The sequence below is a fragment of the Streptomyces sp. NPDC050560 genome (assembly GCF_044457285.1).
Lineage (GTDB): Bacteria > Actinomycetota > Actinomycetes > Streptomycetales > Streptomycetaceae > Streptomyces.
In genome coordinates this window covers 1-13947 of record NZ_JBITGT010000023.1, presented here as the reverse complement: position 1 = coordinate 13947, position 13947 = coordinate 1, and the positions used below count along the sequence as shown (strand labels likewise).

Sequence of the window (13947 nt, the reverse complement as noted above, 5' to 3'; positions counted from 1 at the left end):
TATCGGCGCTGCTGGCGGGGGCGCGGGCGGCCGGGGCACGCGCGCCCGGCCGCCGGCCCCCGCGCCCTCAGGGACTGCCGCCGGCCCCCATGACCGGTGGCTCGTCCGGGTCGGCGGGGGCGGCCCTCGCCACGCTCTGCCGCCATGAGCGGTGCAGGTCGGCGAAGGGGCCGCCCGCGTCCTTGAGCCGGGCCGGGGGCCCGTCCTCGACGACGCGGCCTTCCGCCATCACCAGCACCCGGTCCGCGATCTCCACCGTGGAGAGCCGGTGCGCGATCACCACCGCCGTGCGGCCCCGCAGCACCGTGTCCATCGCGGACTGCACGGCACGCTCCCCCGGGATGTCGAGCGAGCTTGTCGCCTCGTCGAGGATCAGCACCGCGGGGTCGGCCAGCAGCGCGCGGGCGAACGCCACCAACTGCCGCTGGCCCGCCGAGATCCGGCCACCGCGCTTGCGTACGTCCGTGTCGTAGCCGTCGGGCAGCGCGGCGATGAAGTCGTGCGCGCCGATCGCCTTCGCCGCCGCCTCGATCTCGGCACGGCAGGCGTCGGGCCGCCCGATCGCGATGTTCTCCGCGACCGTCCCGGAGAACAGGAACGACTCCTGCGTCACCATCACCACCCCGCGCCGCAGCTCCGCGATGTCGAGGTCGCGCAGGTCGACGCCGTCGAGCAGCACCCGGCCCTCGGTGGGGTCGTAGAAGCGCGCGAGCAGCTTCGCCACCGTGGACTTGCCCGCGCCGGTCGAGCCCACCACCGCCACCGTCTGCCCCGCGGGCAGCCGCAGCGAGAAGCGCGGCAGCACCTCGCCGCCGGTCCGGTACGCGAACCGTACGTCCTCGAACTCCACCGTGCGGCCCGGCAGTTCCGGCGCCCGCGGGGGCAGCGCCGCCGAGGTCTCCGGCTCGGGCACCCCGGGCCGCTGCGCCAGCAGGCCCGCGATCTTCTCCAGGGAAGCGGCGGCCGACTGGTAGGCGTTGAGGAACATCCCCAGGCGGTCGATGGGGTCGTAGAGCCTGCGCAGGTACAGCACCGCGGCGGCCAGCACGCCCAGTTCGAGCGATCCTTCCGCCACCCGGTAGGCGCCCCACAGCACGATTCCGGCCACCGCGGTGTTCGCCACCAGCCGGGAGCCGACGACATAGCGCGCCATCTCAAGCAGCGCGTCGCCGTTGACCCGCTGGTGGTGGGCGTTGAGGGTGTCGAACACGGCGTCGTTGGCGGCCTCACGGCGGAAGGCGCGCACCGGTCTGATGCCGTTCATGGTCTCGGCGAACTTCACGATCACCGCCGCGATCGCGGTCGACCTGCGCCGGTACACCTCGCCCGCCCGCCGCCGGTAGCGCCGTACGAGCACGTAGAGCGGCCCGAACGAGGCCACCGCGACCGCGCCGAGCCCCGCGTCGAGCCAGAGCAGCAGCGCCGAGATCGACACGAAGGAGACGGCGATGGTGACGAGTTCCTGGAAACCGTCGCCGACGAGTTCCCGCAGCGACTCCACGTCCGTGGTGGCGCGCGAGATCAGCCGCCCCGAGGTGTAGCGCTCGTGGAAGTCGACGCTGAGCGCCTGGGCGTGGCGGAAGATGCGGCCCCGCAGGTCGAGCAGCACGTCCTGGCCGATGCGCGCCTGCGCCCTGGTGAACGCGTACTGGAAGAGCCCGGACGCCAGCGCGCACACCCCGTACGCGGCGCCGACCACGACCAGCGGCCCGTACGAGGAGCGCCGCGCGGCGGGGACGCCATGGTCCATCGCGTACGCCACGATCAGCGGGCCCGCCTGCACGGCGGCCTGCTGGAACAGCAGCAGCAGCGCGGCGAGCACCACCCGGCCGCGCATCGGCGCGAGCAGGGAGCGCAGCAGCCGCCCGGTCGCGCCGGGCGGCGCGGGCAGCGCGTCGCGGTCGAACAGGTCGCCGTCGGTGCCGGGGCCCTGCCCGGGTACGGCGTTCGCGCCCTCGTCATCCGGGGGTGCCTCGGCGGTGGGTGCGGACGTCAACGGTCGGCCTCCTCGCAGGTCGCGGCCGGTGCCCCGGCCTCGCCGTCCGCCGCGCCCGCCATCAGCCAGGCGTACTCGGGGCTGTCGCGCAGCAGTTGGTGGTGGGTGCCGACGGCGGTGATCCGTCCGCCGGAGAGCAGTGCGACCCGGTCGGCGAGCAGCACCGTGGAGGGGCGGTGCGCCACCACGAGCGCGGTGGTGTCCGCGAGCACCCGCCGCAGCGCCGCCTCCACCAGGGCCTCGGTGTGGACGTCGAGTGCGGAGAGCGGGTCGTCGAGCACGAGGAAGCGGGGGCGGCCCACCACCGCCCTGGCCAGTGCGAGCCGCTGCCGCTGGCCGCCGGAGAGGCTGTGGCCCTGCTCGCCGACCTGGGTGGCGGTGCCCTCGGGCAGCGCGTGCGCGAAGTCGGCCTGGGCGACCGAGAGCGCCCGCGCAAGCTCGGTGTCGGCGGTGTCGGCGGTGGCGGTGGGGGCGTGGTCCGTGCCCATGCCCATGCCCATGCCCATCAGTACGTTCTCCGCGACGCTCGCCGAGAACAGGGTGGGGTCCTCGAACGCCGTGGACACCAGGTCGCGCAGGTGGCCGCGGGGCATGGTGGTGATGTCCACCCCGTCCAGGGTGATGCGGCCTCCCGTCGGCTCGTGCAGCCGGGGCACCAGCGCCGTCAGCGTGGTCTTGCCGCTGCCGGTGGCGCCGACCAGCGCCATGGTCTCGCCCGGCGCGACCCTGAGGTCCACGCCCCGCAGCAGCGGTGGCGTCCCCCGTGGCGCGTCGGGGAAGCGGAACTCGACGCCGTCGAAGCGGAGTTCACCCGCCTCGGCGGCCCCCTCGGGCAGGGCGGCGCGGGCCGCGGCCGCCGGGCCGCCGCTCTCCGGGGCCGCCGTCCCCGCGGTGTCGGCGTCCGCCTCCTCCGCCGCGTCCATCGGCTCGAAGAAGCGGTCCGTGGCGGTGGCCGCCTCCTGGGTCATGGCCAGCAGGAACCCGATGGACTCCACCGGCCAGCGCAGCGCGAGCGCCGTCGAGAGGAACGCCACCAGGGTGCCCGCGGAGAGGTCGCCGTCGGCGACGCTGAGGCTGCCGAGCACCAGGGCCGCGCCGATGGCCAGCTCGGGCAGCGCGACGATCACCGACCACAGCCGCGCCAGCAGCCGCGCCTTCGTCAGCTCCGTGCCGCGCAGTTGACCGCTCAGCCCGTGGAAGGCCCTGGCCTGGCTGCGGTGCCTGCCGAAGCCCTTGATGATGCGGATGCCGAGCACCGACTCCTCGATCACCGTGGTCAGGTCGCCCACCTGGTCCTGGGCGAGCCGTGCGGCCTTGCTGTAGCGGCGCTCGAAGTAGCCGCACAGCACCATCATCGGGATCGAGGGAATGAGCAGGACCAGGCCGAGCACCCACTGCTGGAGCAGCAGGATGGCCATCCCGATCACGATGGTCGCCCCGTTGACCAGGAGGAACGTCAGGGGGAAGGCCAGGAACTGGCGCAGCAGCATCAGGTCGGTGGTGCCCCGTGACAGCAGTTGTCCGGAGGGCCAGCGGTCGTGGAAGTCGATCGGCAGCCGCTGGAGGTGCCGGTAGAGCCCGGTACGCATCGCGGCCTCGACGGAGACGAGGGGCCGCGCCACCAGCCAGCGCCTGAAACCGAAGAGCACCGCCTCGGCGATGCCGAGCAGCAGCAGGTACAGGGCGCCGAGCCAGACGCCGGACGGGTCGTGGTGGGCGACGGGGCCGTCCACGAGCCACTTGAGGACGAGGGGGATGACGAGGCCGACGCACGAGGCGAGCACGGCGATCGCGGCCGCGGAGGCGAGCCGCGTCCGGATCGGGCGCACATAGGGCCACAGACGGAGAAGGGAGCGGACCGTGCCGGGGGAGTGGGAGGGTGGGGAAGCAGTGGTCACCATCCGGACCCTACGATTTTTCCCCCGCGCATGACCAGCGAGTTTTCGCCCGCCTGGCCCGGTGTCCCGACGCGCGGGGGAGCGCGCGCCGGGACACGGTCCCGCACGTGGGGCGGACGGGGGCACGGGCGCCGTCCCCGCGCGCCGGGGCGAGAAGGGGTCCCACCGCCCGGCGGGCGGTGGGACCCGGTCGGATGCCCTGCGGGGGGTTGGGACATCCGGCCCTTCAAGGTGGCATCAGGGCGGCCGCGGGGGCGGGCCGCCGTGCCCGTCGCTACGCCGCCGCGGTCGCCGCCTCCACGGGGCGGAACCGGGTGGCCCGCCAGGTCGGCAGCAGCGTCGCCGCGAAGGTGATCACGACGGCGCAGGCCACGACCGTGAGGTAGATCCACAGCGGTACGGACGGGACCACCTCGTCCAGTTTGGCGAGGCTGTAGGGGAAGAAGGTGATGGTGGCGGCGACGGAGCCGAGGAGCACCCCGACGACCGCGGTGAGCACGCTCTCCAGGCACATCATCGCCATGACCTGCTTCCTGGTGAAGCCGGTGAGCTGCTGGAGACCGAACTCCCTGCGCCGCCTGCCGGTCGCCGCGATCAGGGTGTTGACCACGGAGATCGCGGTGTAGCCGACGATCAGCCCCACCACCAGGTAGTTGATGGTGGCCAGTTGCTGCTGTCCGCCGGTGCGCCCGGCGGTCAGCGCGCCGCTGCCCGTCACCTCGACGGCCGGCTGGTCCTTGACGGCCGCGGTCACCGCCGCGGTCACGGCCGCCGGGTCGCTGCCCGCGGCGTGGCGCACCAGGATCTGTGCGGCGCCGCCGTCGGTGGTGTGCTCCGCGAGCAGCGGGGCGGGCATCAGCAGCGCGGTCGCGTCGCCCTCCGGGCGGTAGGTGGCGACGACCTTCACCTCGACCGGGGTGCCGTCGCCGAGCCTGAGGGTGAGGGTGTCGCCGACCTTGGCGCCCAGCGACTCGGCGTGCTCGGTGGGCAGCGCGACGCTGTCGCCGCGCAGCGCGGCCAGGGAGCCGGTGGCGGCGCGCACCGCCAGGTTGCCGGTGTCGTCGACGCCCTGGAGCGGCCAGCCGTCGCCGGTCTGGTCGGCGTCCTCGGGGCTCTGCACGAAGCCGGTGCTCGCGACGTAGGAGGAGGCGGCGTCGACGCCCTTCACCTGCCGCACCCGCTCCAGGGTGCCGGGGGCGAGGGGGCCGGCCTTCGAGGTCAGCACGTCGTCGGCGCGCAGCACCCCGGTGTGCGCGGCGCGGTTGGAGGCGTCCTCGATCTGCTGCATGTAGAGGGTGCCGCTCGCGACGCCGGTCAGCAGGATGATCGGGGTGATGGTGGCGGCCATCCTGATGCTGTGGGCGCGGGAGTTGAGCACCGCCATGTACCCGGTGAGGCCGGTCAGCGCGCGCATCGGGCCCTGGAGCAGCCAGACGACGGCCTTGGTGAAGCCGGGCGCGAGCAGTGCGAGTCCGATGGCCCACATGATGCAGGCGGGGCCCGCGGTGCTGGCCGTCAGGTCACCCTTCATCATCGTCACGGTCATCACGGCCATGCCGACGCCGCCGACGAGGAAGAGCACCGACAGCACGATCCGGGTCCTGGTGAGCCAGCGGCCCTCGATGGCGCTGCTCGCCAGGGCCTCGGTGGCCCGGGTCTCGGCGACCTTGCGCGCCGTGATGTACGCGGCGCCGACCGCCGCGAGCAGCGAGGCGCCGACGGCGACCACGGCGGGCGCCAGGCTCTGCCGGAACTCGACGGCGCCCGAGATGATCCCGGCGTCGACGAGCTTGTCGAAGAGCAGGTTGCTGAGGAGCGCGCCCGGCAGGCAGCCGAGCACGGAGGCCACGACGGACACGACCAGCGTCTCGCCGAGGATCATGCGGCGCAGTTGCGCCGGGGTGGTGCCGATCGCCTTCAGCAGCGCCATCTCGCGCTGCCGCTGCTGCACCGTCAGGCCCAGCGTCGAGGACGCCCCGAACATGGCGACGAGGACCGCCCAGCCGCCGAAGATCGCGGAGAGCATGATGAGGTTCTGCTGGCTGGCGGCGGCCTGCGGGAACTCGGCGAGCCCCCGGTCGTCGCCGGTCAGCGTCACGGCGGCGGCGCCGTCCAGCGCCGTGTCGATACGGTCGCGCAACTCGGCGGCGTCGGTGCCCCGCGCGGGCAGCACCCCGATCGCGTCCACACGGTCGCCCGCCACCGTGGCGGCCTGCTCGTCGCTGAGGAACACCGCGGGCTGGGACGCCGTACGCCCCCCGGACTGCTCGACGACGCCGGTGAGCCGGAACTCCCCGGCCTGCCCGCCGACGACGAGCCGCACCCGGTCGCCCACGTGGGCCCCGGCCCGCTCGGCGAGCGCCGTGTCGAGCACCACGTCGCCGGGCCCGCCGGGCCGTGAGCCGCTGGTGAGGGAGTAGGGGGCGAGGCGGGCGGAGCCCCAGCCGTGCCCGAGGGGGCGGTGCTCGTCGCCGCTCGATCCGTCGGACAGGTCGGTGACCGGGTGGCCGTCGCGGACGACGGCCACCGGGAACGACACGTCGGGGACGGCCCGTTCCACCCCGGACACGCCCTCGACGGCGCGTACCCGCTCCTGGTCGAGCCGTACCCGCTCGGAGAGCTGGGAGCCGTCGTACGTCTGGTCGCCCGCGACGACGATGGGCGCCGCGGCGAGCCGCTGGGCCGGCACCGCGTCGCGGACGCCGCTCTCCATGAGCCCGCCGCAGGCCATGATGAGGGCCGCGCCGAAGAACATGGCGATGAAGGTGGCCGCGAATCCGCCGAGGCGGAACCGCAGCGTGCGCAGGGCCAGGGACAGCATCAGTACGTTCCTCCGGCCGCGGTGGGCTGCTGCCCGTACGCGTCGTGCGACTCGTCGGCCCACGCGCCGAGGCGGGTCATGCGCTCCGCGACCGCCTCCGCCGTGGGGTTGTAGAAGTCGCCCACGAAGCGGCCGTCGGCGAGGAACACCACCCGGTCCGCGTAGGAGGCGGCGACCGGGTCGTGCGTCACCATCACGATCGTCTGCCGCAGCGACCGCACGGACTCCTGCATCAGCAGCAGCACCTCGCGGGCGGTACGGGTGTCGAGCGCGCCGGTCGGCTCGTCGGCGAAGACCACCGCGGGCCCGGTGACCAGGGCGCGCGCGATCGCCACCCGCTGCTGCTGGCCGCCGGACAGCTCGGCGGGCCTGTTGTTCGTACGGTTGCCGAGGCCCACCCTGTCGATGACGTCCGCCACCCGCTTGCGGTCGGGGCGCCGCCCCGCGAGCTTCAGCGGGAGCGTCACGTTCTGTAGCACGGAGAGGGCGGGCAGCAGGTTGAACGCCTGGAAGATGAAGCCGATGCGCTCGCGCCGCATCTTCGTCAGCGTGGTCTCGTCGTAGTCACTGAGGTCCTCGCCGTCCAGCAGGACGGTGCCCGACGTCGGCCGGTCGAGCCCGGCCGCGCAGTGCAGGAAGGTGCTCTTGCCGGAGCCCGAAGGACCCATCACGGCGGTGAAGCTGCCGCGCTGGAAACTCAGGCTGACGCCGTCGAGGGCCGTCACGGAGCCCGCGCCCTGGCCGTACACCTTGCGAACGGTGTCGAGCCGTACTGTGTCGTCCACAGCCGTGGTGGTGTCCATTCAAACTCCCTGAACCTGTCGCGTGGAGGCCGCGATCACGTTGTCCACGCTAGGGACGGGCAGGGGGCCTGGCCGATGGGTCTTCTTCCACAGGTGGGGTGGAGAAACCCCTACCCCTGACCTGGACCAATCCCCACCGCTTCGGCGGCCTTCCCATGCGATCCTCAAGAGGATGTGAGACTGGGCCAGGTCGTGAGTCAGGCCACCCGGATCACCCAGGCACCACCGTCCGCGCGCGCCGTGTGACCGCGTCCCGCGGGTGGCGGGTGCTGCCGGGCCGCAGGAGGTTGGGGCAGTTGCAGAAGGACGTGGCCGCACGGCCGCCGAGGCGGCGCGCGCTCGCCGGGCGGGTGCGCTGGTGCACCCGGGGGCTGCTGGTCGCGGTCCTCTCCCAGGCCGGCAGCGTCCTGCTGTGGAGCGCGATGGTCACCACCCTCGCCACCATGGCCGTCGGCATCGGCTTCCTCATCCTGCCGGTCGTCATGATCGCCGTGCGCGGCCTCGCCAACTTCCACCGGCGCACCGCCCGCGAGTGGACGGGCAGGGGCATCGACACCCCCTACCGGCCGACCACGTCCGACGGCGCCTACGACACCACGGGCGCCTTCGCGCACTGCCGCGAACTGCTGTCCGACCCCGCCACCTGGCGGGACTTCCTGTGGATGCTGCTCGACGCCCCCCTGGGCCTCGTCCTCGGGCTGCTGCCCGCGGCGTTCGTCGCCTACGGCCTCAACGGCATGTTCGTCACCCCGTTCCTGTGGCAGAGCATGGGCCCGCACTGGGGCTTCGGCGCGACCTGGTTCATCACCGACCAGGGCGAGGCCAACCTCGCCATCCCGCAGGGCCTCGTCCTCATCGTGGTGGGCCTGCTGATCGCCCCGGCGCTCGGACGCCTCCACATCCGCTTCAACCGCGCCCTGCTCTCCCCGACCCGCAACGCCCGGCTCACGCTGCGCGTGGAACACCTGACCGAGACCAGGTCGGACGCGGTGCAGGCGCAGGCCGCCGAGCTGCGCAGGATCGAACGCGACCTGCACGACGGCGCACAGGCCAGGCTGGTGTCCCTCGGCATGAAACTCGGCCTCGCCGACACCCAGTTGGAGACCAACCCCGACCTGGTGCGCCAACTGCTCGCCGACGCCATGGAGTCCAGCAGCCAGGCCCTGACCGAGCTGCGCGACCTGGTACGCGGCATCCACCCCCCGGTGCTCGCCGAGCGGGGGCTCGACGGCGCCGTCAGGGCGCTCGCGGTGGCGCTGGCCATCCCCGTCGAGGTCTGCATCGACCTTCCGAAGCGGCCCCAGGCGCCCATCGAGTCCGCCGTCTACTTCGTCGTCGCCGAGGCGCTGGCCAACGTCACCAAGCACAGCGGCGCCGACCGCGCGAGCATCCGGCTCTGGTACGCGGACGGCGGACTGCGCGCCCAGGTCGGCGACAACGGCCGCGGCGGCGCCAAGGCGGAGGGCGGCAGCGGCCTTCGCGGGCTACAGCGCAGGCTCGCGGCCTTCGACGGGGAACTCGACATCGACAGCCCGCCGGGCGGACCGACCCTAGTGACGATGGAGCTTCCGTGCGAGTTGTGATCGCCGAGGACCTGGCCCTGCTGCGGGAGGGCCTGGTCCAGCTTCTCACCGCACACGACTTCGAGGTCGTCGAGGCGGTGGACAACGGCCCCGCGATGCTGCGGGCCCTGCTCACCCACCGGCCGGACGTCGCCATCGTCGACGTGCGGCTGCCCCCCACCTTCACCGACGAGGGCCTCCAGGCCGCCGTCCAGGCCCGCGCCCAGGTGCCGGGCCTGCCGGTCCTCGTGCTCTCCCAGCACGTCGAGCAGATGTACGCCCGCGAACTGCTGTCCGACCAGAACGGCGCCGTCGGCTATCTGCTCAAGGACCGCGTCTTCGACGTCCGCCGCTTCGTCGACATGCTCAGGCAGGTCGCCTCGGGCGGCACCGTGATGGACCCCAAGGTGGTGTCCGAGCTGATGACCAAGCACGACACCGAGACCAGCCCGGTCCACAGCCTGACGGAACGTGAGCGCGAAGTGCTCGGCCTCATGGCCGAGGGCCGCTCCAACGCGGCCATCGCCGCCCGGATGTACGTCTCCGAGAAGGCGGTCAGCAAGCACACCAACAGCATCTTCTCGAAGCTGGGCCTCGCCGCGTCCGGCGACGACAACCGCCGTGTGCTGGCGGTGCTCGCCTATCTGAACGCGGAGGACCGGCAACCGCCTGCGAACCAGGAGCGGAGCAACCCATGAGCCACGCCGACGCGGCGGCCGTCCCGCCGCCAAGGGCGGGACGCAAGGAGTGGACCGGCCTCGCCGTCCTCATCATCGCGGTCCTGCTGGTCTCGCTCGACATGCAGGTCCTGTCCTACGCGCTGCCGTTCATCAGCGCCTCCCTCGAACCCAGCAGCGCCCAACTGCTGTGGATCGTCAACATCTACCCGTTCGTCCTCGCCGGGCTGCTGCTGACCATGGGCGCCCTCGGCGACCGTATGGGCCGCAAGCGGCTGCTGATGGGCGGCGCCGTCCTCTTCGGGGCCGCCTCCGTGGTGGCGAGCCTCGCCGCGAGCCCCGCCGTGCTCATCGCGTCCCGCGCCCTGCTCGGGGTCGGCGGCGCCACCCTGATGCCGTCCACCCTGTCGCTGATCCGCACCATGTTCCGCGACGACGGGCAGCGCAGGATCGCCATCGCCGTGTGGACAGGCGCGTTCGCGGGCGGCGCCATCCTCGGCCCGCTCCTCGGCGGCGTCCTCCTCGAACACTTCTGGTGGGGCTCGGTCTTCCTGGTCAACCTGCCGGTGATGGGACTGCTGCTCCTCCTCGGCTCGCTGCTGCTGCCCGAGTCGAAAGCCACCGAGCCCGCCAGGTTCGACCTGTTCAGCGCCGTGCTCTCGCTGGCCGCGGTGCTGCCCGCGGTCTACGGCATCCAGCAGATCGCCGAGGACGGCCTCGGCGCCGTGCCCGTCGCCGCGTTCGCGGCGGGCCTCGCCGTCGGCTGGTACTTCCTGCGCCGCCAGCGTGCCCTCGCCGAACCCCTCCTGGACGTACGGCTGTTCGGTGACCGGGCGTTCAGCGCGTCCGTCGCGACCAGTGTGCTCGCCATCTTCTCCCTGGTCGGCTCCGGCCTCTTCACCGCCCAGTACCTGCAAATCGTGCTGGGCTTCGGCCCGTTGCGCGCGGGCCTGTGGGCGCTGCCCGCCGCCGGTGCCGCGCTCGTCAGCTCGGGCCTCGCGCCCGTCCTGGTGCGCTTCGTGCGCCCCGGCGTGGTCGTCACATGCGGCCTGGTGGTCGCCGCGCTCGGGTACGGGGTCCTCGCCCGGATGCACGCCGACTCCGGCGTCGGGATGCTCGCCACCGGCACCGTCGTGATGGCGGCCGGTATCACCCTCGTCATGACCACCACCTCCGACCTGGTGATCGCCACCGCGCCGCCGGACCGCGCGGGCTCCGTCTCCGGACTCTCCCAGACCGCGACCGAGTTCGGCGGCGCCTTCGGCATCGCCGTCCTCGGCAGCATCGGCACCGCGGTCTACCGGCACGACGTGGCGGGGCGGGTGCCCGCGGGGCTGCCCCGGGGCGCCGTGCACTCCGCGAAGGACACCCTCGGCGGCGCCGTCGAGGCGTCGCACCAGCTGCCCGCGCAGCAGGGCGGCGAACTGCTCACCGTGGCCAGGGAGGCGTTCGCGCACGGGCTGCGCGCCGCCTCCTGGACGGCGGTCGGACTGCTGCTGCTCATGGCGCTGGTCTCGCTCCTCGTGCTGCGCCACACGCACGGCGCCACCCCCGGCGCGGCCCCCTCCGAGCCCGCGGCCGACACCGAGGGCGACACCGCGGCGGTGGCGGACCGGGGCTGAGCCCGCACCCGACGCAGCAGGCCGGCCACCCGGGAGCGGGTGACCGGCCTCCTGTGTGTTCTCCCGTCAGTCGGCGTCGAGTTCGCCGTCGAGGATGTCGAACAGCTCGTCGGCGGAGACCGACTCCAGTTGCGCCCTGTCGTCCTCGGCGGTGCGCTCCTCGCCGGTCCGCGCGATCTCGCTCCACCGCGCCGTCAGCGCCCGCAGCCTCGCGGCGACCCTGGTGTGCCCGGCCTCGTCGGGCTCCGCGGCGCTCATCGCGGCCTCGATGCCCGCGAGTTCGGCCTCCAGCGCGTCGAGCGGCGACACCGCGGCGGCCCCGTCGCCGACCAGCTCGTCCCACAGGTGGCGGGCCGCCGCCACCGGGGTCGGGTGGTCGTAGATCAGCGTGGACGGCAGCCGCAGACCGCTCATCCCGCCCAGCCGGTTGCGCAGTTCGAGCGCGGTCAGCGAGTCGAAGCCCAGCTCCACGAAGCCGCGCTCCGGATCGACGTCCTGCGCCCGCGCGTGCCCCAGCACCTCGGCGGTGTGGCCGCGCACCAGGTTCAGCAGGGTGCGCTCCTGCTCGTCCGCGCCCATCCGCCGCAGCGTGTCGGCGAGTTCGGCGCCCCTGGACCCGGGTCCCGTACCGTCGCCGCCGCCGGATGCGGTCCTGCGGGCTGGCGCCCCGAGCAGCGCCCGCAGCATCGCGGGCACCTCTTCGGCGCCGCCCCGGGTCGCGGCGCGGCTGGTGTCGAGCGCCATCGGCAGCAGCACCGCACGGCCCGTGACGCCCTCGGCGAGCGCCGCGTCGAACTGCGCAAGGCCCTCGTCCTCGGCCAGCGCCCGCATCCCGGAGCGGCCCATCCGCCGCATGTCGGCCTCGGTGAGCTTGCCGCCCATTCCGGCGCCCGCGCTCCACAGGCCCCAGGCCAGCGAGAGCCCGGCCAGGCCATTGGCCCGCCGATGCTGGACGAGGGCGTCGAGGAAGGCGTTGGCCGCCGCGTAGTTGGACTGCCCTGCCGCGCCGAGCGTGCCGGCCGCCGAGGAGAACACCACGAACGCCGACAGCGCTGCGTCCGCCGTCAACCGGTGCAGGTTCAGTACCGCGTCCACCTTGGGCCGCAGCACGGTCTCGAACCGCTCAGGCGTCTGCGCGGCCAGGGTGGCGTCGTCGAGGACGCCCGCGGTGTGGACGACGGCGGTCAGCGGGTGCGCGGCCGGTACGGCGGCGAGCACGGCCCGCAGCGCGTCCTCGTCGGCCGCGTCACAGGCCACGATGTCGACGCTCGCACCGAACTCGCCGAGCTGGGCGGCGAGTTTGCCGGCCCCCTCGGCGGCAGGCCCGCGGCGGCTCAGCAGCAGGAGACGGCGTACGCCGTGCTCCTCGACGAGGTGCCTGGCGACGACCCGGCCGAGCCCACCCGTACCACCGGTGACCAGCACGGTGCCGCCGGGCGCGAACCCGGCCACCTCACGCGCCCTGCCGTCGGCGGCCGTGTCCTCGGTGGCGGTGACCCTGGTGAGCCTCGGGACGAGCGCCTTGCCCCCGCGCAGTGCCAGCTCGGGCTCGCCGCCCGTGGCCGCGGCGGCGGTGGGCAGCGACTTCCACGATTCGGGGCTGCCGTCCACGTCCACCAGCGCCACCCGGCCCGGGTGCTCCTCGCGCACGGCGCGCACCAGACCCCACACCGCGGAACCGGCGAGGTCGAGCACGTCCTCGGCGCCGTCGCCCGTGCGGTCCGCGGCCACGGCCCGGCGGGTGACCACGACGAGCCGTGTCCCGGCGAACCGCTCGTCCGCGAGCCACCGCCGCAGCAGCGCCAGCACCCTCCCGGTGGCGGTCCGCACCGCGGCGCCCGTCCCCGCCGACACCGGGGCACGCCCGGAGCCGGACGGCGCCGTGTCGGGGCCCTCGTCGCCGTGCAGCAGCACGATCTCCGGTATCTCGGCGGGCAGTTGGGCCTCGGCGTCCGCCACCCAGGCGTCCGCGTCGTGGTGTGCGTCGGAGGGCCGTACGGTCAGCGGTGCCGCGTCGGCCGCCGGGGGGAGCGGTACGGGCGTCCAGTCGACGCCGAACAGCGGGTGCCGCCCGGTACTGGCGCTCGGCAACTGGTCGGCGGCGATGGCGCGCAGCACGAGCGAGCCCACGGACACCACCGGTTCGCCGTGCGCGTCCGCGGCGGTCATGGACAGCGCGTGCTCGCCGGTACGGGTGAGACGCACCCGCAGCCGGGTCGCCCCCGAGGCGTGCAGCGCCACCTCCCGCCAGGCGAACGGCAGCAGTATGCCCGTTTCCTCGCCACCGCCGCCGGGTCCGCCGAGGTCGGAGGCGTGCAGCGCGGCGTCGAGCAGCGCCGGATGCAGCCCGAACGCCGCCGCGTCACCGTGCGCACCGTCGGGCAGGGCGACCTCGGCGTACACATGCTCGCCCTCGGTCCAGGCGGTGGTGAGGCCCTGGAAGGTGGGGCCGTAGTGGTAGCCCTGGTCGGCGAGTGTCGCGTAGGTGTCGCGCAGTGGGATGGGCTGGGCGCCGGGTGGTGGCCAGGTGCTGAGGTCGGTGGTGTGGTCGGTGGTGTGGTCGGTGCG

General features: G+C 73.9%; 8 protein-coding genes. 3 read left to right on the top strand and 5 right to left on the bottom strand.

Features of this window, described 5'->3' with window-relative positions; genetic code table 11:
- Positions 1-67: 67 nt before the first annotated feature.
- The 4 genes from ACIBIW_RS34685 to ACIBIW_RS34670 form a co-directional block, all read right to left on the bottom strand.
- Positions 68-1996 carry an ABC transporter ATP-binding protein gene (locus tag ACIBIW_RS34685; protein WP_399342196.1) on the bottom strand — a complete coding sequence of 643 codons (1929 nt, stop codon included), beginning with the start codon at positions 1994-1996 and terminating at the stop codon, positions 68-70.
- The gene (locus ACIBIW_RS34680) at positions 1993-3897 is read right to left on the bottom strand and encodes an ABC transporter ATP-binding protein (protein ID WP_399342194.1); all 1905 of its coding nucleotides are present in this window, start codon (positions 3895-3897) and stop codon (positions 1993-1995) included. The genes ACIBIW_RS34685 and ACIBIW_RS34680 overlap by 4 nt, the downstream gene beginning before the upstream one ends.
- Positions 3898-4168: 271 nt before the next feature.
- Positions 4169-6715: an FtsX-like permease family protein gene (locus ACIBIW_RS34675; protein ID WP_399342193.1), complete on the bottom strand. Its 2547-nt coding sequence runs from the start codon at positions 6713-6715 to the stop codon at positions 4169-4171.
- Positions 6715-7518: an ABC transporter ATP-binding protein gene (locus tag ACIBIW_RS34670; protein ID WP_399342192.1), complete on the bottom strand. Its 804-nt coding sequence runs from the start codon at positions 7516-7518 to the stop codon at positions 6715-6717. Before ACIBIW_RS34670 ends, ACIBIW_RS34675 begins: the two co-directional genes overlap by 1 nt.
- Before the next feature lie 296 nt (positions 7519-7814).
- Here ACIBIW_RS34670 and ACIBIW_RS34665 point away from each other — a divergent pair, with 296 nt between their 5' ends.
- The 3 genes from ACIBIW_RS34665 to ACIBIW_RS34655 are packed head-to-tail and all read left to right on the top strand — an operon-like array spanning position 7815 to position 11379.
- A complete protein-coding gene (locus ACIBIW_RS34665; RefSeq protein WP_399342190.1) occupies positions 7815-9101 on the top strand; it encodes a sensor histidine kinase in 1287 nt (428 codons plus the stop codon).
- On the top strand, positions 9089-9778 hold the full coding sequence (locus ACIBIW_RS34660; protein ID WP_399342189.1) for a response regulator: 690 nt from the start codon (positions 9089-9091) through the stop codon (positions 9776-9778). Before ACIBIW_RS34665 ends, ACIBIW_RS34660 begins: the two co-directional genes overlap by 13 nt.
- On the top strand, positions 9775-11379 hold the full coding sequence (locus ACIBIW_RS34655; protein ID WP_399342187.1) for an MFS transporter: 1605 nt from the start codon (positions 9775-9777) through the stop codon (positions 11377-11379). Before ACIBIW_RS34660 ends, ACIBIW_RS34655 begins: the two co-directional genes overlap by 4 nt.
- Before the next feature lie 66 nt (positions 11380-11445).
- On the opposite strand, the gene ACIBIW_RS34650 is transcribed toward ACIBIW_RS34655, so the two are convergent.
- The coding region (locus ACIBIW_RS34650) for a type I polyketide synthase (RefSeq protein WP_399342185.1) at positions 11446-13947 on the bottom strand (2502 nt) is incomplete at its 5' end.